Source organism: Fodinicola feengrottensis, from assembly GCF_010993775.1.
In the GTDB taxonomy this organism is placed as follows: Bacteria; Actinomycetota; Actinomycetes; order Mycobacteriales; family HKI-0501; genus Fodinicola; species Fodinicola feengrottensis.
The window spans coordinates 47,649-69,114 of record NZ_WOTO01000048.1; the positions used below are offsets into that span (position 1 = coordinate 47,649).

The 21,466-nt window shown below is 64.8% G+C and carries 22 protein-coding genes and 7 pseudogenes; 18 read left to right on the plus strand and 11 right to left on the minus strand.

Translation table 11 applies throughout. The features are described 5' to 3' along the window. Window positions 1–72 precede the first annotated feature (72 nt). From GNX96_RS34860 to GNX96_RS34875, 4 genes and pseudogenes are all read left to right on the plus strand, one after another. A complete protein-coding gene (locus GNX96_RS34860) occupies window positions 73–918 on the plus strand; it encodes a ribonucleotide-diphosphate reductase subunit beta (protein WP_279582252.1) in 846 nt (281 codons plus the stop codon). 120 nt (window positions 919–1,038) lie between these two features. Beyond that, the gene (locus GNX96_RS34865) at window positions 1,039–1,599 is read left to right on the plus strand and encodes a hypothetical protein (RefSeq protein ID WP_163572143.1); all 561 of its coding nucleotides are present in this window, start codon (window positions 1,039–1,041) and stop codon (window positions 1,597–1,599) included. After that, window positions 1,487–2,375: pseudogene (locus GNX96_RS34870) on the plus strand (SDR family oxidoreductase); the annotation flags it as partial. The gene GNX96_RS34865 and the pseudogene GNX96_RS34870, both read left to right, overlap by 113 nt. Before the next feature lie 43 nt (window positions 2,376–2,418). Further along, entirely contained in the window at window positions 2,419–3,270 is an 852-nt protein-coding gene (locus GNX96_RS34875; protein WP_163572144.1) for a MaoC family dehydratase, read from the plus strand. 97 nt (window positions 3,271–3,367) lie between these two features. Here the strand turns inward: GNX96_RS34875 and GNX96_RS57445 are convergent, their stop codons facing one another. After that, a complete protein-coding gene (locus GNX96_RS57445; RefSeq protein WP_313885850.1) occupies window positions 3,368–4,426 on the minus strand; it encodes a glycoside hydrolase in 1,059 nt (352 codons plus the stop codon). A gap of 446 nt (window positions 4,427–4,872) precedes the next feature. On the opposite strand from GNX96_RS57445, the gene GNX96_RS34885 reads away from it, so the two are divergent. Continuing rightward, window positions 4,873–5,961: a hypothetical protein gene (locus tag GNX96_RS34885; protein ID WP_279582253.1), complete on the plus strand. Its 1,089-nt coding sequence runs from the start codon at window positions 4,873–4,875 to the stop codon at window positions 5,959–5,961. Here GNX96_RS34885 and GNX96_RS34890 read toward each other — a convergent pair. Beyond that, window positions 5,900–6,529 carry a TetR/AcrR family transcriptional regulator gene (locus GNX96_RS34890; RefSeq protein WP_163572145.1) on the minus strand — a complete coding sequence of 210 codons (630 nt, stop codon included), beginning with the start codon at window positions 6,527–6,529 and terminating at the stop codon, window positions 5,900–5,902. The two genes, GNX96_RS34885 and GNX96_RS34890, sit on opposite strands and share 62 nt — an antisense overlap. A 330-nt stretch (window positions 6,530–6,859) precedes the next feature. Here GNX96_RS34890 and GNX96_RS34895 point away from each other — a divergent pair. The 6 genes and pseudogenes from GNX96_RS34895 to GNX96_RS57470 all read left to right on the plus strand — a co-directional run. Then, window positions 6,860–7,783 (plus strand): annotated as a pseudogene (locus GNX96_RS34895) (acyl-CoA dehydrogenase family protein); the annotation flags it as partial. 829 nt (window positions 7,784–8,612) lie between these two features. Continuing rightward, the gene (locus GNX96_RS57450) at window positions 8,613–9,020 is read left to right on the plus strand and encodes a thiolase C-terminal domain-containing protein (RefSeq protein WP_279582254.1); all 408 of its coding nucleotides are present in this window, start codon (window positions 8,613–8,615) and stop codon (window positions 9,018–9,020) included. Between the two features lie 4 nt (window positions 9,021–9,024). Beyond that, on the plus strand, window positions 9,025–9,960 hold the full coding sequence (locus GNX96_RS57455) for an OB-fold domain-containing protein (RefSeq protein WP_279582255.1): 936 nt from the start codon (window positions 9,025–9,027) through the stop codon (window positions 9,958–9,960). Beyond that, window positions 9,915–10,532, plus strand: coding sequence for a hypothetical protein (locus GNX96_RS57460; protein WP_279582256.1), 618 nt, complete (start codon window positions 9,915–9,917; stop codon window positions 10,530–10,532). The genes GNX96_RS57455 and GNX96_RS57460 overlap by 46 nt, the downstream gene beginning before the upstream one ends. Next, window positions 10,414–10,734, plus strand: a pseudogene (locus tag GNX96_RS57465) (acetate--CoA ligase family protein); the annotation flags it as partial. The gene GNX96_RS57460 and the pseudogene GNX96_RS57465, both read left to right, overlap by 119 nt. A 151-nt stretch (window positions 10,735–10,885) precedes the next feature. After that, on the plus strand, window positions 10,886–11,485 hold the full coding sequence (locus GNX96_RS57470; RefSeq protein ID WP_279582257.1) for an acetate--CoA ligase family protein: 600 nt from the start codon (window positions 10,886–10,888) through the stop codon (window positions 11,483–11,485). Window positions 11,486–11,509: 24 nt separating this feature from the next. Here the strand turns inward: GNX96_RS57470 and GNX96_RS34915 are convergent, their stop codons facing one another. Further along, the gene (locus GNX96_RS34915) at window positions 11,510–12,448 is read right to left on the minus strand and encodes a phytoene/squalene synthase family protein (RefSeq protein WP_163572146.1); all 939 of its coding nucleotides are present in this window, start codon (window positions 12,446–12,448) and stop codon (window positions 11,510–11,512) included. An 81-nt stretch (window positions 12,449–12,529) separates the two neighbouring features. On the opposite strand from GNX96_RS34915, the gene GNX96_RS34920 reads away from it, so the two are divergent. From GNX96_RS34920 to GNX96_RS34930, 3 genes and pseudogenes are all read left to right on the plus strand, one after another. Further along, a complete protein-coding gene (locus GNX96_RS34920) occupies window positions 12,530–12,757 on the plus strand; it encodes a SigE family RNA polymerase sigma factor (RefSeq protein ID WP_163572147.1) in 228 nt (75 codons plus the stop codon). A 104-nt stretch (window positions 12,758–12,861) separates the two neighbouring features. Then, a pseudogene (locus GNX96_RS65595) lies at window positions 12,862–13,002 on the plus strand (RNA polymerase sigma factor); the annotation flags it as partial. 352 nt (window positions 13,003–13,354) lie between these two features. After that, window positions 13,355–14,005, plus strand: coding sequence for a hypothetical protein (locus GNX96_RS34930; RefSeq protein WP_279582258.1), 651 nt, complete (start codon window positions 13,355–13,357; stop codon window positions 14,003–14,005). 386 nt (window positions 14,006–14,391) lie between these two features. Here the strand turns inward: GNX96_RS34930 and GNX96_RS34935 are convergent, their stop codons facing one another. From GNX96_RS34935 to GNX96_RS34950, 4 genes are read right to left on the minus strand one after another with little or no spacing between them, the layout of a single operon-like run. After that, window positions 14,392–15,000: a TetR/AcrR family transcriptional regulator gene (locus GNX96_RS34935; protein ID WP_163572150.1), complete on the minus strand. Its 609-nt coding sequence runs from the start codon at window positions 14,998–15,000 to the stop codon at window positions 14,392–14,394. Further along, a complete protein-coding gene (locus GNX96_RS65600) occupies window positions 14,984–15,211 on the minus strand; it encodes an oxygenase MpaB family protein (protein WP_390624217.1) in 228 nt (75 codons plus the stop codon). Before GNX96_RS65600 ends, GNX96_RS34935 begins: the two co-directional genes overlap by 17 nt. Continuing rightward, the gene (locus GNX96_RS34945; RefSeq protein WP_163572152.1) at window positions 15,138–15,860 is read right to left on the minus strand and encodes an oxygenase MpaB family protein; all 723 of its coding nucleotides are present in this window, start codon (window positions 15,858–15,860) and stop codon (window positions 15,138–15,140) included. Before GNX96_RS34945 ends, GNX96_RS65600 begins: the two co-directional genes overlap by 74 nt. A 35-nt stretch (window positions 15,861–15,895) precedes the next feature. Continuing rightward, window positions 15,896–16,468 carry a TetR/AcrR family transcriptional regulator gene (locus GNX96_RS34950; protein ID WP_163572153.1) on the minus strand — a complete coding sequence of 191 codons (573 nt, stop codon included), beginning with the start codon at window positions 16,466–16,468 and terminating at the stop codon, window positions 15,896–15,898. Between the two features lie 119 nt (window positions 16,469–16,587). Here GNX96_RS34950 and GNX96_RS65605 point away from each other — a divergent pair. From GNX96_RS65605 to GNX96_RS34960, 4 genes and pseudogenes are all read left to right on the plus strand, one after another. After that, window positions 16,588–16,794, plus strand: a pseudogene (locus tag GNX96_RS65605) (aldo/keto reductase); the annotation flags it as partial. A 76-nt stretch (window positions 16,795–16,870) separates the two neighbouring features. Beyond that, window positions 16,871–17,458, plus strand: a pseudogene (locus GNX96_RS57480) (aldo/keto reductase); the annotation flags it as partial. After that, complete coding sequence (locus GNX96_RS65610) at window positions 17,397–17,546, plus strand: hypothetical protein (protein ID WP_390624220.1); 150 nt, start codon at window positions 17,397–17,399, stop codon at window positions 17,544–17,546. The pseudogene GNX96_RS57480 and the gene GNX96_RS65610, both read left to right, overlap by 62 nt. A 32-nt stretch (window positions 17,547–17,578) precedes the next feature. After that, window positions 17,579–18,448 carry an SMP-30/gluconolactonase/LRE family protein gene (locus GNX96_RS34960; protein WP_163572154.1) on the plus strand — a complete coding sequence of 290 codons (870 nt, stop codon included), beginning with the start codon at window positions 17,579–17,581 and terminating at the stop codon, window positions 18,446–18,448. 17 nt (window positions 18,449–18,465) lie between these two features. On the opposite strand, the gene GNX96_RS34965 is transcribed toward GNX96_RS34960, so the two are convergent. The 4 genes and pseudogenes from GNX96_RS34965 to GNX96_RS34975 all read right to left on the minus strand — a co-directional run. Further along, complete coding sequence (locus tag GNX96_RS34965) at window positions 18,466–19,362, minus strand: HNH endonuclease signature motif containing protein (protein WP_163572155.1); 897 nt, start codon at window positions 19,360–19,362, stop codon at window positions 18,466–18,468. A gap of 77 nt (window positions 19,363–19,439) precedes the next feature. Continuing rightward, on the minus strand, window positions 19,440–19,571 hold the full coding sequence (locus GNX96_RS65615) for a hypothetical protein (RefSeq protein ID WP_390624221.1): 132 nt from the start codon (window positions 19,569–19,571) through the stop codon (window positions 19,440–19,442). Between the two features lie 27 nt (window positions 19,572–19,598). After that, a pseudogene (locus tag GNX96_RS34970) lies at window positions 19,599–20,569 on the minus strand (IS256 family transposase); the annotation flags it as partial. A 242-nt stretch (window positions 20,570–20,811) separates the two neighbouring features. After that, the coding region (locus tag GNX96_RS34975; RefSeq protein WP_279582260.1) for a DUF222 domain-containing protein at window positions 20,812–21,466 on the minus strand (655 nt) is incomplete at its 5' end.

The following is a 21,466-nucleotide window of genomic DNA, read 5'->3' on the forward strand; positions in this document are numbered from 1 at the left end:
GATGCTGCGATCAGTATTAGAGCGAGATTCTAATTTCGACCGCGCCCCGGCAAGGGGTGAGGAGGGGCCGGTATGACCGAGGTTTCCGAGGGGGCCGCAGGTGTGGAGGACGGCGACCTCGCCCAGATGCGCCACGTCGACATCGACGACGTGATCGACTACGTGCACCGCGACCTGAAAAAACTGCCCGACTATCTGGACCTTTACAAGCGCTACCTGCGCCAGCGCTGGGACGTGTACGAGCTGGACTTCAGTCAGGACAAGAAAGACTGGACCGACAACATGACTGAGGCGGAGCGCGAGTCCTTCGTCGCGATCTCGTCCGGCTTCCACCACGGCGAGCGCCAGGTGGAGGTCGAGCTGCCGGTTTTCATGTTGTCCGGCAGTGAAGAGTCCAAGATCTTCATGTCCAGCCAGATCGAGGACGAGGCCCGGCACACGATCTTCTTCGACCGGTTCTATCGCGAGGTGGTCGGGCTGCCCGGCGACTCGGTCCAGGAGGTGCTGGACAACTCGTTCGAGCATGTGGCCGAAACTTTCGTCGGTCCGTTCGGATTGCTCGCGTACCAGGCCGACGAACTGCGCCGCAACCCTGATGACCAGGCGGCGCGGGTACGGTACGGGACGAACTACTTTCTCTGGATCGAAGGCGTGTTGGCGCTGACGGTCATGAAGGTGACCCTCAGCTACTGCCGCAATCGCGGGTTTCTTCCCGCGTACTACACAGGATTCACCGCGACCTGCCGGGACGAGGCGCGGCATGTCCAGGGTGGCATGCGGTTCCTGCGTGACGCGGTCGCGCAGGACCCGAAGATGTTGTTGGAGATCCACGAAACCCTGCGGACCATCCTCGCGATGACGGCGCGGCGCCGCCAGCCGCGCCCTCGGCCTGGAGGCGCTGGGCTGGACCCCGGATGAGGTACGCCGGTTGATGATCCGTCAGCTGAAGATGAAGCTTTCCGACGTGGGCATCAAACTCTCGCCCGATCTGGAGGAGATGGTGGAGAAGATCGAGCCGGAACTGGCGGGAGGCTGACCATGGCGGTGCGGATTTTCAGCCCGGAATGGGCCGAACAGGTCCGGCAGGCGGTGGACCGCGGCCCGAGCGCGCAGCTGCGGGCCAGCAAGCTCGAGACATATTGGGACTGGATAGACGAAGCGCGAGGGAAATGCTCGGACTCGTGGGCTTTGGGCGTACGAGACCTGGACGGCAAACCGGCGTATTTGTTGCTGCAGTGGGACGCAGGGGTGTGTAAGTCCGCCGAGATCTCCTCGACCGCGCCGGACGCCACGTATGTGCTGGCCGGCGGCCTGGACGTGTGGCAGGCTCTGCTCGCCGGCGAGGACACCGGCCGCATCGTGATGTATAGGCGGCTGCTCCTGGAAAAAGGCGATGTCGTGCGGTTCTTCCGCAGCATTTACTTCTTTGTGGAGTCGGTGGCCGCGATCGGCAGGGGGTGCCCGCTGATGCGGCCGGGAGCGGCCGGTGAGCGGGCTGGTCGAGGACCGGGTCGTTGTCATCACCGGAGCGGGCCGCGGCATTGGCCGCGGGCACGCGTTGGAGTTCGCCCGGCACGGCGCCAAAGTGGTGGTGAATGACCTCGGCGCCCAGGTGGATGGCAGCGGCTCTGCGGACGGGCCGGCCGGTGCGGTGGTCGAGCAGATCCGGGCGGCCGGCGGCGAGGCGATCGCCAATGGTGAGGACGTGGCGGACTTCGACGGCGCTGGGCGGCTGGTCCAGGCCGCCATCGATCATTTCGGTGACCTGCATGTGTTGGTGAACAACGCCGGCATCCTGCGGGACCGGATGCTTTTCAACATGAGCATCGACGAATGGGATTCAGTGATCCGCGTACTTGCGCGGCACGTTTGCCCCGCTCCGGCACGCCGCCGCTTATTGGCGCGAACGCTCGAAAGCCGGCGACGCGGTCGAGGCCAGCGTCATTAACACCACCTCCTCGTCCGGCATTTATGGCAATCCAGGACAGGGAAACTACGGCGCCGCGAAGGCCGGGATCGCCTCGCTGACGGTGATCGCGGCACGTGAGCTGGAGCGTTATGGCGTGACGGTGAACGCCATCGCGCCGGCCGCACTGACCCGCATGACCGAGAATCTGGTGCGCTGGAACAAACCGCAGCCGGCCGCTGGCGAGTTCGATCCGACCGACCCTGACAATGTCGCCCCTTGGTGGGTGGTGTGGCTGGCCAGCGCGCAGGCCCGGGGGATCACTGGACGGGTCTTCAATGTGAGAGCCGGCATGATCAGCGTTGCCGAAGGCTGGCATGCCGGGCCACCGGTGGACAAGGGGGCTCGCTGGGAGCCGGACGAGCTTGGCGCGATTATTCCCGACCTGGTGGCCAAAAAGCCCAGCCCAACGCGATGCAGAACGGGCTCATTCCCGGGGAAGAGGTCTGATCGTGGCGCTCAATCTGGACATAGTTGGTGTCGAGTCCGAGCCGGTCGAGCGGTCCTGGACCTCGAAGGACTCGCTTCTCTACGCGCTGGGGATCGGCGCCGGCCTGGCGGACCCCGCCCAGGAGTTGGCTTTCACCACCGAAAACTCGGCCGGCGTCGAGCAGGCTGTCTTCCCGACGTATGCGGTGCTGCTCGCGCAGTCGGCTGGCAGCGGCCGGATCGGGGACTTCGACCCGGCGATGCTGGTGCACGCCGAGCAGGCTTTTGATCTGCACCGCCCGCTGCCGGCGGCCGGGACGGTGCGTACGACGTCGAAAATCACCGGCATGTACGACAAAGGCTCGGCTGGTCTGGTGGTCAGCGAAGCGAAAGCGGTCGATCCGGCCAGCGGCGAACCGGTGATCACCACGCGTACGTCCGTGTTCATTCGCGGCGAAGGTGGTTTTGGTGGCGACCGCGGGCCGAAAGACGACTGGGCGCTGCCCGATCGCGGCCCGGACCACGAGATCACCTACGCCACCCGGCCGGAGCAGGCGCTGATCTACCGGCTGTCCGGCGATCGCAACCCGCTGCACTCCGACCCGACTTTCGCGGCCAGGGCACGGTTTGACCGGCCGATCCTGCACGGCCTCTGCACGTACGGCATCACCGGCCGCGCCCTGCTGCACGCGCTCTGTGGCTCGGATGCGGCACGTTTTGGCGGCATGTCGGCTCGGTTCACCAAACCGGTCTTTCCCGGCGAGTCCCTGACAGTCTCGATCTGGCAGGACGGCGACAGCGCCCTTTTTCGTACGAGCAAAGACGACGGCACCATCGTTATTGACAACGGCCGGGCCCGGGTCCTTAAAGGGTGACGTTGTCGATTTCGAACGTCTGCACGGTGTTGGCGGAGAAGTCCGACCAAAAGCGTTTGCCGCTCAGGTTCGTGTCGGCATGGAAGGTGTATTTTTGTCACCGGTCCCGCTGGTGTCGGTGGCCCACCGGCGGACGGCGCCGTTGTCTCCTTGCACGGAGCCGAACTTGGACAGGTCGTAGTTGATCCACTGGGCGGTGCCGTAGTTTGTCGTGACGATCACCAGCCGGTGGGCGGTCGAGTCGTACGCGGCGACCGTGTTCGCTTCGCCGCCGTCGATGATCCGCATGCCGGGCCGGATATGCCGGCAGAACTGGGCGAGCACATAGTATTTCGGGTTGACCGCGCCAGTGGTGCCGGCGCCCTCGTCGGCCTGGATGAGTCCCCAACCGCCACCGTCGAAAGCCTGCCAGTAAAAACCCAGGCGGTGGGGGGTGCAGCCAGCGGAAATCGAGGTTGAGGTTGCTCGTCAACGAAAGGCCGCTGGCGTCACCCTCACCATATTCGGAGTTCCACAGGACCTTGCCGTCCGCGTGTACGGCGTTGTAAAGCAGGTCGCGACGGCCGCCGCCGTACTGATAGCCGTGCACGTTGACCTTGCTGACCTGGGATTTGGTGGTGGCGTCCAGGCCCGCCCAGGTGCTGCGGGCGAGGTCGTAGCTGGTTTCGTCGGAGGCGGCCACCAGCACGTCCCCGAGGCCGCGAGCGTTCAGCTCGGAGCGTAGGTAGTTGATGACGGCTTTCTGAGTGGAAACATCGAAATGGCACCCTTCCTGGGTGCCGGCAGCGGTCCACCAGGCCGACGACGGCTCGTTGAAGGCGTCAACCGAATGGAAGTTCAAGCCCCAGTGGTCATGGGTGTATTTCGCGATCGTGGCCAAATACACCGCGTGTTGCTGGTAATTCCAGGACTGCAGGTTGTCCTTGGTTCCGTCGGCGTTTCCGGACGGATTGTGGTTGGTGCACATCCACCACATCGGCGAGTTGGAGAAGAGTTCGAAAATGTTCGCGCCGCGATCGCGGGCCTTCCACATCAGGTTGCGCTGAGCTGAGTCGGCGTACCAGTCCCAGCTCGCCGAACTCGGATCCGAGCTGAACCAGTCCAGCCAGTAGCCGTCCATTTGCCGGCTGGGCTGGATGTTCGGCGACACGACCATGCTGTCGCCGTTGATGGTTTTTTGTCGTCCCGCCGCCGGCGTTGTAGCGGACGATATTCAAGCCGAGCCCTGGCAGCTGCAAGCCGTTGTACGGGACGGTATTGCGGGTGAACGCGATGTCCGCCACGTCGTCGCGGTTCCCGTACGCCTTGCCCCACCAGCACAGCGAAGTGCCCCAGCCCTCCCAGGTGCCCCACGTGGTGGCCGGATCGACGACGGTCGTGTAGTCCGCATGGGCCGCCGCCGGGATCAGTGCTGAGCTGGCGGCGCCAGCAAGGGCGGCCGCGAGCAGGTTTCGACGGCGCATCGCGATACCTCCGAGTCGGGGGCAGACCTTCGTACAGCATGCCCAAGGCACATACAACGGACGTACAAATGCCGATTCTGGCCTCTTACCGAAACCGAAATCGGGTGATACGGTCCCTGGCGTCCCGGAGGAGGATCTTATGTTCGCGAAACTTGCCGCCGCGTTCGTCGCTTTACTGATCATGTCGCCGCTGCCGGCCCAAGCGGCTGGCGCGCCGTCCGATCCGACCAGGGCCCAGCTGCGGGGGATCGTCGAAAACGTCACCCAGGCGACCGGCCGCCGCTACGCCGTCCACGACGACGCCGGCCACACGATGGACACGGTAAAGATTATTCAGGACAACACCGGCGCCTACCTTGCCGTGTCGCATTTCCTTTATAGCGGCGACAACCACTTCCGGGTGAATCTGGCCACCTCGACCGACCTGCTCACCTGGCACTGGGTGCGAGAGTTGGCTGGCAGCAACACCGGCCCGGCCTCGCAGCCGACCATCGCGCAGGCATCCAACGGCGGTTTCGTGATGGCCTGGGAACAGGAAAACCCCGGTGGTGGCAACAACCATCTGGCTTTTCGGTACTTCGCCAACAAAGCCGACCTGTTCGCCGGCAAGGTCTCCCGCTCGTACGATGCGCCCCGGCGGTTGTCGTCCTGCGCGGAGGGAACCCCGAACATCTACTCGATCACGCTCTCCCCGGACATCGACCACTCCACGATCGACATCGGCGGGCACTACTGGTGGAACTGCGATCGCGACCGCCAGCAGCGCGGCAAGCTGACCAACTTCAGTTCCTGGAACACCGCTGCCCAACCAAATTTTGACAACGCACTGCTTTACTGGGGAGTGGGCGGAAACATTGGCGACCGAGACCAGGCCCCCTTTGGCGGCTACAGTTTCGGGCTCATTGAAGGTCAATACACCAAGGGGGACTTCGGGTCCTGGCGGACTTTCCTCTACGACTACCAAACCGGCAACGCCGACCGTACGTCCATCCACACCGACGGCGGCAGTACGGCGTTCGCCAACCCGACTCTCACCGCGCTGAAAGCGCCCAACGGTCAGCGAGCGGTGGTGGTCACCCTCTTCCTACCCGGCGAAGGCGCGGCCGCTGGTGAGTCCGGAGAGAGCTCATTTACTACAAGACCTATTAGTTCACCCGCGGGCGCGGTCAGCCATCGGTGTCCCGCAACGGATCCAGTCGGCGGATCAGCCGTACGGTCGCCTCGGTAATACGGTTCGCCTCGCGCTTGCTCGCGCAGGTCGCGACCTCTCGGCTGGCCTCGCCGATGATGCTGGTCAGGATGGAGACAGTCATCCGCTCGACCGGGTCGGTGCCGGCTTCCAACAACACCGCGTTCTGTCGAATCCACTCCCGGTTGCTGGCTCGCCGGATCAGCGCGAAGCCGGGCGGGCCGTCGCCGTCCATGAAAAGGCGGGCGAGGTCGCGATGCTGCCACGCGCCCTCCAGGAAGGCCCGCGCGCCGGCGATGAACAGGACGAGCGGGTCCTCCTCGCCGTCCGTACGCGCTTTCGCGACCGCGGTGATGGCCTTCTGTTCCTGCGTCGCGTGGTGATCTTCCCACAGCGCCAGGAAAAGCTCGGTCTTGCCGCCGAAATGGTGATAGAGGCTGCCGACGCTGGAACTCGCCCGCTCCACCACGTCGGCCACGCTGGCCTCGGCGAAACCGCGCTCGACGAAGACCGCCCGAGCAGCCTCCAGCAGGCCACGGCGGGTTTCCGCGGTCCGGCTCCACTGCCAGGCGTTCGAGCCGGGCTTCCCGGTCGGCTTGCGCACCATCGGCTTATTCTAGAGCGTCATTCTAGGATCTGTCTCGCCCCGGCCTGGTGACAGTTCCCACCCCGCCGGGGCGTACGAGCGGACTTGACAGCTTATCGCACGGGGGGCACGCTCGACTTCATTACTAGAGGGCCGTTCTAGAAATCGGGTACGTGCCCGCAAGAGAGGACATCCGGCGATGGTCGACTTCTCCCTCAGCGACACCGAGCGTCAGATCCGCGACACGGTCCGCTCCTTCATCACGAAGGAGGTCATGCCGCTGGAGCCGGAGGTGCTGCGCAACGAGCGCGCGCCGGCCGCCCCGGCCTGGAGCCGGGGGCGGTCCGGGAGTTGCAGCTCAAGGCTCGCAAGTCCGGTTTCTGGGGCGTCAACACGCCCGAGGCGTACGGCGGCATGGACCTCGGTCCGGTGATGTCGGTGATCATCGCGATGGAGACCGGCCGGACGTTCGTGCCGTTCGGTTTTGGCGGCTATGCGGACAACATTCTCTATGCCGGCACCGAAGAGCAGAAACAGCGTTATCTGATCCCGACCATCGAGGGCGAACGGCGGTCGTGTTTCGCGATCACCGAGCCCGGCGCCGGTTCGGATGCCCGCGCGATTCGTACGCGTGCGGTCAAAGACGGCAGCGACTGGATCATCAACGGCGAGAAGACCTTCATCACCAACGGCAACGAGGCCGATTTCACGATGGTTTTCGCGGTCAACAACCCGGAGTTGGGGGCGGCCGGCGGAGTGACGTGTTTCCTGGTCGACCGGGACATGGGCTGGAAATCCGAACCGATTCCGACGATGGGCGAGTGGGGTCCGGCCGCGCTGGTCTTCGAAGACGTACGGGTGCCGGAGGAGAACATTCTCGGCGAGGTCGGCCGCGGTTTCGAACTGGCGATGAAATGGATCGGCCAGGGTCGCTACATGATTCCGGCGCGGGCCATCGGATCCGCCGAGCGGATGCTGCAAATGGCCATCGACTACGCCAAAATCCGCAAGTCGATGGGCAACTTCATCGCCGATTACCAGGCGATCCAGTGGCAGATCGCGGACTCGGCGGTGGAGATCGAGTCGGCGAAATGGCTCACTCTCTACGCGGCCTGGCGGGTGCAGGCCGGCCTGGATTCTCGGCAGGCGTCCTCCATTTCCAAGCTGCAGGGTGGCCTAATGGCCAACCAGGTGGTGGACCGGGTGCTGCAGATCCACGGCGGCATGGGCTACACCAAGGAGTTGCCGATCGAGCGTTGGTATCGCGAACTTCGGTTGCTCCGGATTTTCGAGGGCACCGACGAGATCCAGCGCCGGACAATCGCCCGCAACCTCATCAAGGGCCACGCGCAGCTGGGCGGATCGGGGAATGAGCCGGCGGCGGGCCGGCATTGTCGGGGTCGCCGAGTCGGAGCTGGGAAAAAAACACCGCACTTGACGGTGTTTTCCCAGCAGGCTCAGGCGAGCGCCGCCGCGCTCGCGGAGGCCGGCCTCGGGTTCGGTGACGTGGAAGGCCTTTTCGTGGCCGGCGCGGGATCCTGGTCCCCGCCACTGGCGCTGGCCGAATATCTCGGCCTGCAGCCGAAATATCTGGACGGTACGAACATTGGTGGCTCGTCTTTCGAAGCCCACCTCGGACATGCGACCGCGGCGATCGAGGCTGGCCTGATCGACGTCGCCCTGATCACGTACGGCAGCACCCAAAGGACGGACCGCTCCCGCAACCTGCCGCGCGCGGCCTCGCTCCTGGAGCAGTACGAGCGGCCTTTTGGGCTGCCCACACCCGTTGGTGCGTACGCGCTGGCGGCGAACCGCTATATGTACGAGTACGGCGTGACCAGCGAGCAACTCGCCGAGGTGGCGGTCAGTGCCCGCGCCTGGGCCGGTCTCAACCCCAAGGCGTACTACCGCGATCCGATCACCGTCGAAGACGTGCTCGCGTCGGACTTGATTTGCGAGCCGTTGCACAAGCTCGACTGCTGCCTGGTCACCGACGGAGGTGGCGCTGTGGTGGTGGCCGCGCAGGACCGCTGGCCAGATGTTGCCCCGGCCGGTGGTGGTGCTTGGACACGGCGAAACCACGACGCACCAGGGCATCGCGCAAATGCCCGACCTGACCGTGACGGGTGCGGCGAAATCCGGGCCGGCGGCGCTGCGGATGGCTGGCGTCACGCACGCCGACTTCGACGTGGTGGAGATCTACGATTCCTTTACCATCACGGTGCTTTTGACGTTGGAATCGTTGGGATTCTGTAAACCGGGGGAGGCCGGCGATTTCGCTCGCGCGGTCCGAACGCGGCCTGGTGGCGAATTCCCGATGAACACCAACGGCGGCGGGTTGTCGTACACGCATCCGGGCATGTACGGGATTTTCCTGCTGATCGAGGCCACCCGGCAGCTGCGCGGCGACTTCACCGGCGAACGTCAGGTAAAGGACGCCGAGCTCGCGCTGGTCCATGGCACCGGCGGGGTGCTGTCGTCCACTTCGACCGTCGTGCTGGGAAGGGGCTGAGCCGATGGAGATCACCGTAGACGCCGAAAGCAAGGAGTTCTGGGACGGCATCGCGGCCGGCGAGCTGCGCATCCAGCGCTGCGAAGCCTGCGATCAGGCGGTCTTCTACCCGCGTGCCCTTTGTACGCACTGCCACAGCGACCGCCTTGTATGGACTGTCGCGAAAGGCCTCGGCACGGTTTACTCGTACACGGTGGCGCATCGCGGTTTCGGAGAGTTCGCCGCGCAGGCGCCGTTCACGGTGGCATTGGTGGATTTGGATGAGGGGGCCAGAATGCTCACCCGCATTGTCGGTGGAACAGTCTCTATTGGAGATCGGGTCCAGCTGAATCACCCGGCTCGACGACGCCGACTCACCCGAGCTTCCCTGTTTTGCGCCGGTGGCATGAGCGCGGTCGGTCCGCTCTTTAATCCCCGGTCCATCGCGCTGGTCGGCGCCACCGACAAATCGGGGTGGTCGCTGAACACGTACAACAACCTCATCGAACACTCCTTCGGTGGGCCGGTCTATCTTGTCAACCCACGTTCGGAAATCGTCCACGGCGTGCCGGCTTTTGCCAGCCTGTCGGCGATTGGCGCGCCGGTCGATCTCGCGTACGTGATGGTGCCGACCGCGGCAGTCCTCGCGATCCTGGAAGAGGGCGCCCGGCTGGGCATCAGGAATTACGTCGTGCTCACCGCTGGTTTCGGTGAGACCGGGCCGGAAGGTGAAAGGCTGCAGGAATCGCTGACCGCGCTGGCGGAGCGAGAAGGTCTGACGATCCTCGGCCCGAACGGCAATGGCTTCATCAACGCGGCCGCCGGCATCACGCCGTACGGGCTGCCGATCCCGGCGCCCCTGTTGAGTGGTCCGGTGGGCGTGGTGTGCTGCAGAGCGGCGCGCTCGCGAGCGCGGTGCTTTCCTTTGCGCAAGCCAGGAACCTTGGCCTCAGCCTGCTGACCGCGATGGGCAACGAGGCGATGGTGTCGGTGACCGATGTCGTCGACTATTTGGTCGACGACCCGGCGACCAAGGTGATCGCGCTTTTCCTGGAATCCGTACGCCATCCGGCTGAGTTCGCGGCGGTGGCCCGCAAGGCTTGGGCGGCCGGAAAGCCCATCGTGGCAATGAAGATCGGCTCCAGTCAGCTGGCTTCGCAGACCGCGCGGGCACACACCGGTGCGCTGGTCGGGGACGACGACGTGGTCAGCGCGGCCTTCCGGCAACTGGGTGTGGTCCGGGTGCGGTCGCTGGAGGACCTCATCATCACCGCGGGGCTGTTGGCGAGTGTTGGCTCATTGCCGGGCCGCCGGCTCGGCGTGGTCACACCGTCTGGCGGCGGCTCGGAAATTCATCGCCGACCGGGCCGACGACGAAGGACTCCAGATCCCTGCGTACGCACCGGAAACCGTCCGCCGGTTGACCGAGATCATGCCGAAGTTCGGTACGGTCGCGAATCCGCTCGACGTGACCGGTTACGTCGTCGTCGACCGGACACTTTTGGGTCGCGCGATGGAAATCGTCGCCGATGACCCGGGTATTGACATCATCGTGTTGCTGACCGAGTTGCCACGGGTTCGGCCGCCGGACCCGTCGATTTTCGTGGAGGCGTTCGGGCAGACCGCGAAACGGATCCAAGCCGCCGGCAAGCCGGTGGTGGTGGTCAGCAACGCGCTCACCGATATCACCGAATTCGGCCGCGAAATCGCCGCCGCCAGTGGATTTCCCTATGTCGCCGGCGGCATCGAGCACGGCCTGACAGCTCTCGGCGCGGCCGTACGCTGGTCCGAATCGCACGTTTCGCCGGAGCCCGAGACCGGCCCGGAAGCGCTGGTCGAAGGGGAAACGGTCCGGCCTGTGGGCGGAGCGGGAAGCCGCCGCCTTGTTGACCGCGAACGGCATTCCGGTTGTTCCGTCCACCTTCGCGTCCGATGTGGACACCGCGGCGGCGGCGGCCGACGCGTACGGCTATCCAGTGGTGCTCAAAGCGGCTGCCGCCGGCCTCGGCCACAAGAGTGACATTGGTGGCGTCCGGCTCGGGTTGGCCAACGAGGCCGAAGTGCGCTCGGCTTTCGTTGACGTGATGGACAAAACCAAAGCCGACGGCGTGCTCGTCCAACCGCAACGCAGTGGCGGGGTGGAGTTGCTCGTGGGCGTCGTACGCGACCCGTCCTGGGGCCTGACCATGGCGGTCGCGCTCGGCGGGATCTGGGTTGAGGTGCTGCGAGACTCGGCGCTGCGGCTGCTGCCGGTGGACAAGGCGCAGGCTTTGCGGGCACTGACCGAACTTCGCGGCATCGACCTGCTCCGCGGCGCCCGTGGCAGCGAGACGGCCGACCTGGACGTGGTCGCGGATGTCGTTGCGCGGGTGGGCCAACTGGCGGTCGGCCTCGGCGATCGGCTGGAGTCACTGGAAATCAATCCGCTGCTGGTTCGTGGCTCCCGGGTCGAGGCGCTCGACGCATTGGTCACCTGGCGGACGTAAGCCACGCAGACCTCCTCCGTGAGCTCATCGACGGCCAGACCGGCCGCTGAGTGAGCGGGCGTACGCACCGGCGGCGGTGGCCAGCCGGCGGGACAGGCTGACGGAGACTCGGCGGTCGAAGATCTGGTAGTCGGCCTTCTCGATTTCGTCGAGAATTCCGCGGTAGAGCACCAAAGCGGTGCCGATGCACTCGCGGCTGGAGGGCGCCAGCATCGGCACGCCACCGGCCGCGTACGCGTAGATTTCCCGGGTGCGGGCAATCTCGTTCGCCAGCAGCTCCCGGATCGGGTCGGTGACCACCCGTTTTTTTTTTTCCAGGTCCGAGCGCGACAAACCACACTTCTCCAGGTCCTCCAGCGGCAAGTAGAGCCGACCGCGGTCCAGGTCTTCGGCGATATCGCGGAGAAAGTTGGTCAACTGGAAAGCCTCACCGAGCGCGTGCGCACGCGGATAGGCCTCCTCAGTCAGCGGCTCCAGGATCGGGGTCATCTGCAGTCCGATCACCGCGGCTGAGCCGTACATATAGGCCTGCAGGTCCGCGTACGTCGGGTATTGGGTGACCGTGAGGTCCATTCGCATCGACGCGAGGAAGGCCTTGAGGTGCCCGACCGGAATGTCCCAGGTCCGGACGGTATGCAGCAGCGCCTGGCAGATCGGGTCGGTGGTGTCGCCGGCGTCGAGATCGGAGAGCACCCGCTCACTCCAGGTAATGAGCTCGTCTTCTCTTGTCGCGGGGTCACCGTTGTCGACAATTTCGTCGGCATATCTGGCGAAACCGTAAAGACTGTGGACGTATGGCCGCTTGGCCGGCGGCAGCAGCAAAGTCGCCAGATAGTACGTACGCCCGAAGTCCGCGTGCAGCCGCCGGCACCGCTCGTACGATGCCCGCAGTCGCGGATCGGCAATGCCGGCCGCGTCCAGCCAGCGCGCATGGCGCCGTTTCGGCCCGCCCCCTTCGGTCATCCTTCGAGCGTACTGGCGTCACCGGGAACCTCACCGGGCCGGCGTGCGACATCTGTGTGACGGTGGTGGCGGAGGCAGTGGATGGAGGCGCGCGTGAAGAAGGACCGGCGGTCGGTGGACGCCGAGTTGGACGAGATTTTTCGCGCCACCTATCGGCGGCTGGTAGTCAGCATGTACGCGGTGACCGGTGATTTCGTCGAGGCCCAGGACATCGTGGCGGACGCCTTTGTGGCAGCCGTCACATATCGTGAGCGGTTGCTGGCGGTGGCGAGTCCGGAGGCATGGTTGCGGGCGGTGGCCGCAACATAGCGGTCAGCAAATGGCGACGAGCCAAGCGGTATGCCTTGCTGCTGCGCAAATCCGCGGATCCACATCCGGTGATGGTCGAGACATCCCCGGACCGGGTGGTGGTGATGGAGGCTATCGGCAAACTGCCGCGGAATCAGGCCGAGACCATCGCCCTGCATTACATCGCTGATCTGCCGGTGGCCGAAATCGCGGAATGTATGCGGGTGTCGGTTGGCACTGTCAAATCTCGGCTGGCCCGTGGGCGGGCCGCATTGGCGGAGATTCTTGGTGACCGAGCAGCTGACCTTTCGAAGGTAGGGGAAAGAATAATGATTGACTCGACGGATTATGCGCAGACCCGCGAGCGCATTCACGAACTGTTGGTGGATCCGGATCTGAGCCAGATCCATCGGCGCGGCAATCGCCGGCGTTTTGGTCGCAAAGCCGCGATAGGTACGGCTTCGGTTGCCGCCATCGGCGTTGCCGTGTTGGTAGCCACCCAGGTCATCGCGCCGCATCCGACCGCCCCCCCCGGCCGGGCCGAAAGCGATCACTGGCCCGTTGCACGGCCCGCCAGTGTCACTGTCAGGGAAGTCGCAGCTGCTGGATTCGCAGCCGGTGGACGGGAAACGTTCGTACGCGCTGATCAAAACCGCCAACGGCAAATACGCGGTGGCTCGTACCCAGGACACCGGTGCGACCTGGCAGGCATGGCAGCTGCCGCCGCCGTCGATGCCGACCCGAAACGTGCCCGTGTTGTATGTCGACCAGAGTGACTCGCTCGTAGTGTCGGCGAGCGGTCCACCCTCCGGAACTGCGAAAGTGAGTCAAGACGGCAAGCAGGTCAGCGTCGATGGCGGGAAGACGTGGGAGGCCAACGTCGGTCAGTTGGGCCAGCTGATCAGCCAGGATGGTGGGCAAACCTGGCGTCCCAGCGGGCTCCCGGGAACCACCGGCCGGCCGATCGAGAAGCTTGCGCCCGGTTGGTCGGCGCAGACATCGGGCGGCAAGGTGTTCGGCTCTGATCCCGCCGCCGGAGGTGCCCTGCACCCACTCGTTCACCAGCCGCAGGTCGCCACCCGATGTATGGGTGTCACCGAGGCCGCGGACGAGTCCAGTGTGGCTGGAGTGCGTCGGTGCGAACGGCGCCTTCGTGTTGCAGGTCAGCCACGACCGTGGCGTCACCTGGGATTCCGCTGCGGTTCCGGGCCTGATCGAGCGGGGCGGTCCGGGGGCGGGCGGCTGTGGCCAACTGATCGACAGCTATGACGGCAAGACCGGCTATGCGTACGGTTACACCGCCGCCAGCAATGGAAAGGAGTCTGGTCTGGTGATTACCCACGACGGTGGGAAGACTTGGTCGACCACTGTGATCCAACTGCCCCAGAACCTTGGCACCTGTCCCACGGCGACGGCCACCGGATCATTGGTCGGTGAGCAGAATGTGAACGCAAACGGTGACAACCCGCGGCTGATCGTCAGCACGGATTCTGGCCGCACCTTCACTCAGGTGTCGGGAGTGAGCCAGTTGGGCACGGTTAACCGGATGACCGGCAGCGCCAGCCTGGTTGCGCGAGATCCCCGAAAGGGAGCTTGGACCTCGTCCGACGGCGTCACTGGACCCCAGCCCTGGTGCCGCCCCACTCCACGCGTTCCTAGCTCTTCAGCAGTGGGAGGAAATATCGGCGGGCGGTGGCTCGCACGTCGTCGTCCGTCTCCAGCGGCAGGCAGGTTTGTGGCGTAAGGACGAGCGACATGGACAGCCGTACCAGGATTTCCGCGAACTCGTCCGGGTCAACCTCGGTGTTGGCGCGATATTCCGGCGACCGGCGATATTGGTCGGCCATGAACTGGCGGGCGATCGCGATTGCCGGGCCGCCGTGGATCGTCAGGAACGGCAGCAAAAACTCCGGCTCGCTCTGCAGTAGGCGGCCGAGCAGCGGCTGCTCCCGGGCCGTACGAAGGCCCACCACGAAACCTTCGACCAGTCGTTCGGCGATGGTGGGCAGTGATTCCACCGCGTCGTTGATGGCGGCGAAAAACCGGCGGGATTCGCGTACGAGCACGGCCTGAACGAGCTCGTCACGGCTGGCGAACCGGCGGTAGAGAGTGGCCCGGCCCAGGCCTGCCCGCCGGGCCACCTCGTCGACGCTGGTCCGGCGCAGACCGTGGTCGAGGTATTCGGCGAGGGCCGCGTCGAGGATCCGCACGCTGACCTCGTCAACCTGCGGTTCGGGCAGCAGTGCCTCAAACGATGTGACCATCGACCCCACGGTACCGCCGTGCCGGCCAGCCCTCTCGTCGGAACGCCGCCTTGGCCCGCGGCATGTACCCGAGCCGGCGCGGCACCAGCGGCCAGGCGTGCCGGATCGCGGCCCCTAGTCGTACGAGTTTGCGCTGGTCACGATCGGTCCAACGGAGTCCGAGCGTCTCCCTGGTGGACGGCGCCAGCAGGCCCACGCCAAGCAACCACATCGGGTTGCTGACGATCGGTGAGATGACCCGCCACAGCGGTTGCGGGATCCATGGTTGCCGCATGCTGGCGGGTTTCTGTGCCATCTCTACAAAAGCCTCGACCGCGGGCGTCTTTTCCAGGACGTGTGCATAGGTGTTGCTCAAGATAGTTCTCGAAGCCGGCCCGGTCGGCCGGTGCCGGCCGGTCGCTCACCCCGTACCTGGCATAGACGACCTGCTGTTCCTTGAAAAGCAACGCCTTTTCTGTCGGCGTGCTCGGATGGTCAAGCAGGTCAAGCATTTTTATGACGGCTTCGCTCATTGTTGCGTGTGCCCAGTAAAAAACGTCCGGGTCGAGCGCGTGATAGCGGCGGCCTTCGCTGTCCACACCTTTGATGTCGTGGTGGAGGTCGCGGATGCCGTGCCCGGTCGCCATCGCCTCGGGGCCGTCGTAAACGACGCCGGCGATCTGCGGTACCGAGCGCAGGAACCGGTCCCACGGCTCGGTGTAGAAAGCCGAATGTTGCTCGACGCCGGCGCCGAGGCCCGGCAGTGACAGCTGTACCAGGCCGACCCACGGACCGATCAGGATCATCCGCTGGTCCCCGGCATAACGCCAGCTCAGCGAGTGTGGACCGAGCAATGACGGAGCCAGTGACTGCACGCTCATGCGAACCTCCCGGCCGAGACAATGAGACGACTATGTCATACTTGTCTCATCCCGTCGAATATGACCGCGAGCGTACGACTGCGCAGCTCGTCGTTCCATGAGTCGCTCTCGGCACCTCTCGCGGTGGCGGTCATCAGCGCGAACACCTCCGGTATCCGCAGGCTCTGCCGGATGGTGCCGGCTTCCTGGGCGCGGGTCAGCAGCTTCTCGATCGCGTTTCGCATGTCCCGTACGACGTGGTCCATGTCGACTGTCGGGTCGAGGCCGGCGGCCCTGATCACCTCATAGAGCGCCTTCTTTTCGGCGCTGTGCTTGATGATCCGGGCGAAGAAGTCAAAGAATGCGGCGGCGCTGTCGGTGGCGCTCATGAGCGGCTCAGCCTCATCGATCAGGTCGCGCGTACGTTCGCTGACGATCGCCTGATAAAGCGCCTCCTGGGTCGGGAAGTGCCGGTAGATCGTGCCAAGCCCGACGCCGGCCTCCTGTGCGACGCGCGCATCGATCCGGCCGTGCCGTCCCGGGCGAGCACCACCTCGGCGGCGGCGAGCACCTTGGCTCGGTTGCGCTGGGCGTCCGTACGCATGCGTCTCCTTTGACAACCGGAACATCTGTTCCGTATGGTTGAAAGCGGAACACTTGTTCCGATCATACGTCTGGAGGACGGGACATGGAATACGCCACGCTTGGCCGCTCTGGCCTGCAGGTTTCGCAAGTTTGCCTGGGCGCCATGAACTTCGGTTCGTCGCGGATCGCCACGTGCGACGAGGCCGAGGCGACGCGGATCGTCGACGCCTACCTGGAGGCTGGCGGCAACATCATCGACATCGCCAACATGTATTCCGAAGGCGAGTCCGAGGAAATCGTCGGCCGGATCGTCAAGAACCGCCGTTCGTCGGTGTTGTTGGCCACCAAAGGGTTCATGCCGCAGGGGCCTGGTCCGAACGACCGAGGTCTGTCGCGGGTCCACCTGACCAAGGCGCTGGACGACAGCCTGCGCCGCTCGGCTCGGCACCGACTACGTCGATCTTTACCAGTGCCACCAATGGGATCCGGCGACGCCGATCGAGGAGACGATGGCCACGCTGGATGGGTTCGTACGCGCCGGCAAGGTCCGCTATATCGGTTGCTCGAACTTCACCGCGGCGCAGATCGTCGAGGCGCAGTGGGCTGCCGCGCGGATCGGTGGAACGCCGTTCGTCAGCCTGCAGCCCCAGTATTCGCTGATCGCCCGCAGCATCGAAGCGGACATCCTGCCGACCGCGCAGCGGCACGGTCTTGGCGCGATTTTGTGGTCTCCGCTGGGTGGCGGGGTGCTCAGCGGTCGCTATAGCAGTGTCAGCGAGCTGCCGGAGGGCAGCCGGATGAGCCAGCTGCGGGGCTCGCACATCCAGCTGGCGAAAGCCTGGGTCGACGGGCTGCTCAACGAACGTACGCTGGGAATTGTCCAAGAGGTGGGAAAAATCGCCGCCGAACTGGGCACCACCGCGGCCGCGTTTTTCGCTGTCCTGGCTGCGGCGCCGGCCGGGCGTGACCTCGGTGATCATCGGCCCGCGTACGCTCGAACACCTGCGGGGCAGCCTCACTGCTTTCGAGCTTGAGCTGCCTGCTGAGATCGTCGAACGGTTGGATGAGATTTCCGCTACCGGCACCCTCGCGCCGATCAACGGAATGGATGCTAGTCGATAGAATTTGGTATCTCCGGACGAAAGGCGATACCGATGAGCGAGGCCGTGCAGGTCACCGATCCGATCTCGGCGCACGGTGAGGGGCCGGTCTGGCATCCCGGGGGGGGTGGCCTGCGCTGGGTGGACATGCTCGTCGGGGATGTGCTTTGGTTGGCCGCCGACGGTTCGGTCCGGCGACGGAATTTCGGCCCGGTGGCCGCGGTCCTGCGGCCCCGGGTTGACGGCGGCGCCGTGCTGGCCGTCGAGCGCGGATTTTCCCTGCTGGCAGCGGGCGACGACGGTTTCGGCGGTGGCACCGAGCCGAAGTTTCTGGGCGAGATCTGGACTTCGGACCTCGTCCGGATGAACGAGGGTGGCTGCGATCCGGACGGCCGCTTCTATTGCGGAAGCATGCCGTACGACGAAAAATCGCCGATCGGCAAGGTCTACCGGCTCGATCCGGACGGCTCGGTCACCGTCGTCCTGGCGGGTGTCACGATCTCGAATGGTTTCGCCTTCAGCCCGGACGGCGGCACCGCGTACTATGTGGACACTCCCACTCATCGCATTGACGCCTTCGACTATTCGGCTTCAGGACTGACAAATCGCCGTACGACTGTGTCGGTGCCGGTCGAAGCGGGTGGTCCTGACGGGTTGACGGTTGATTCCGAGGGCTATATCTGGCTGGCGCTTTTCGGCGGCTCGGCCGTCCACCGCTATGCGCCGGACGGCCGGCTGGACGGCGTGATCGAGCTGCCCACCAGCCAGATCACCGCCTGCACCTTCGGCGGCCCGGACCTGGATCAGCTCTACATCACGACTTCTCAACTGGCCCTGGAACCCGGCTCCCAGCCCCTGGCCGGCGCCCTCTTCGTCGCCGACGTAGGCGTCCGCGGCCTCCCAGTCCAACCTTTCGCCGGCTAGCTGTTGGGGGCGCGACATCAGAACGGCGGTTCGGCCGGTGGTGGTGGCGGTGGTGGGTTTGATTTTTTGAATGGTCTGGTGTCGGGATCGTCTTTGTCGTTCAGGTAGATCGATCCGCGGGGCCGGTTTCTGGTGGGCGGACCGGTGTCGTCGCCTGGTTGTGGTGGTTCGGTGAGGTAGATGCGTCCGGTGGGGGTCATGACGGTGTATGTGCCGTCTGGGTCGAGTCTGACTTTCCATCCGGAGTGGGTCTTGAGCCGGTGGTGGTAACGACAAAGGCAAACGAGGTTTTCTTCGCAGGTGCACCCGTCTGGGAAGGGGATGGAGTGGTCTTTGTCGCAGCGTTGGGCGGCCCTTCGGCAGCCGGGCCAGCGGCAGGTGACGTCTCGGGCTTCGATGTATTCCTGTAGTGCTGTGGATGGTCGGTAGCGGGCGCGGCCGGCGTCGGTGAGCTTGTTGGAGCTGGGGTCGGTGAGGAGCCGTCGCCAGGTGGAGTCCTTGGCGAGTCGGCGGGCCATGCTGGCCGGGATGGCGCCGTATCCGGCCAGGAAAGCGGGCTGGTTGTCCAGGCCGATCAGGGTGCCGGCGCGGACTACTACTCGCAGGTCAACACGGGGTTTGCGGCCACGGCCCTGGCACGAACAACTTGGTGCGGCGGAAGGCTCGTACCCGCCAGCACCGATCTCGCTGGCGTTGTCACTGTCCGGCTCGTCGATAGTCGGGTCACTGTTCTGGGCGCCGCCGCTCGTGCGGTCCGGTGAATCCACGGCGTCGGTGCTGTCGTCTGGTGGTGATGGGATGTCGCCGAGGCTGCCGCCGGTGATCAGATCTAGCAGCGCGTCGGCTCGGCGGGTGTCCATCGACCGCGGATCATCTGGCGGGCAGGAATGCGCGTACGCGTTGAGGGTGGACATGATCGACGCGAGTTTCGTCGGAGCCTGTCACGATTTCTGTGTAAGCCGGAGGTGATTGGCTTACTTGTCTTATTATATCAGAATGTTAGGCGGCCGGGGAATAGTTGGGTGAGGGTGTTGAGTGCTATTTTCCAGCCCCAGGTGCCTGTTCCTGAGGCTCCGCCGCGTTGGGTGGAGATGTTGCGTAGTCCGAGGTAGATGAGTTTCATGGCTGCGTCTTTGTCGGGGAAGTGTCCGCGGTTTTTGGTGATTTTGCGGAGTTGGAAGTTGATGGATTCGATTTGGTTGGTGGTGTAGACAATTTTCCGGAGTTCTGCGGGGTAGTCCAGGAAGGGGGTGAAGTCGTTCCAGGCGTTGTTCCACACGTCGACGGCTCCGGGGTATTGTTTGCCGTGGGTCTTGGCGAACGCGTCGCGGGCGAGCTCGGCGGCCTCCAGGGTGGGCGCGGTATAGATCTCGCGCATCGACGCGGCCAGGTTTGGTCCTTGTAGGACACGAACCGCATGGCGTTGCGGATGACGTGCACGACGCAGGTTTGCACTACGGTGTCAGGGAAGATTGAGCGGATCGCGTCCGGGAGCCCGGTCAGCCCGTCGCAGCACGCGATGAGGATGTCCCGCACGCCGCGGTTGCGCAAGTCCGTCAGGACCTTGGCCCAGAACTTGGCTCCCTCGGTGTCCTGGATCCAGCATCCGAGGGAGTGTTTGCGGCCGTCCACGTCCACTCCGATGGCCAGGTACGCGACCTTGGTGGTGACCACGCCGTTGTCCTTGATTCGGACCCGGATCCCGTCGATGTAGAGGATCGGGTAGACCTCGTCCAGCGGCCGTGACTGCCACAGCTTGATCTCGTCGACGACCACGTCGGTGATGTTCGAGATCAACTCCCGGGACGCGTTTACTCCATATATTTCAAGCAAATGCGCCTCGATGTCACGAGTTGTCATTCTTCGCGAGTACAAAGACAGGATCATGTCATCGATATTCCCCAAACGACGGGCACGTTTGGGTACGATCGTGGGCTCGAACGTCCCGTTCCGGTCCCGCGGCACCTCGATCTGGACCGGGCCGCTGAGCGTGGACACGGTCTTGCGGGTTAGCCCGTTCCGGGAGTTGCCGGACCCGCGTCCCTCCGGCGCGCCGTGCTCATAGCCCAGGTGGTCGCTCATCTCGACCTGCAACGTCCGATCCAGCACCGCCTTGGTCATCTGGTTCAGCAGACCGTTCGCCCCGTCTACCGGCGTCCCAGTGGCCTTCGCGTCCGCTAGTAGAGCATCGATCGTCGCGGTCGAGAGCGCCCCCCCGTCAGCCGCGCAGCCGCCGTCTCATCATCACGACGAGACGAAATGTTCCGAGTCATACGGTGTCCCTTCCGACCAACCAACAGGCCAGTCGATCTTGGTACACCTCCGGCTTACACACTTGGCATGACACGCCCTTTCGTCGGCCGTCAGGTACGCCCGCATCCAGGCCATCGAGTCATCCCCGGCGCCCCTTGCACGCGCCGTTCTTGCTTGGCCTGCTCGTGACGTTCTTCCGCGGCCTGCGGGTCCACCGTGATACACGCACGCTGGATCTTCTTGCGGAGCTGGCCAGGTGTGTAGTCACCGGCGTCCGGCAACGTCTTCTCGACCACCTTCGCCGCCAGTTCGGGGTCAAGGTTGGCGAGAGACTCAACAAAAATGCGGGCTTTCGGGTTCGTAATGATCCCGTCCGAGAGCGCCTGCCAGACCGCCGGATACCGGTCCAGGAGCAGAACCGCGTCCTGGACCCGATGCTGAGCGGTGATCTCAGCCAACCGCAGTGCCGGCGCGAATTCGGACGCGCACCATTTCGCGGCCCGGGCCTGCGCCTCCATGACAGCGCCTGAATAAGTCGGAGCCTGGTCAATCGGCAACGGCGTCGCCGCGGCCACCCGCCGCCGCACCAACTCCGCAAACGACGCCTGCTGCTGCGCATCCACAAAAGCACGGATCCGCTCCCACTCCACCGCGACACCCACCAGCGCGTCCTCGTCCAGATCCGCCACCACGGGCACATCCTGGACGGACCAATGCAGCTGGTAACTCATAACACCCATCGGACACCTGTTCGAACACCGGTTT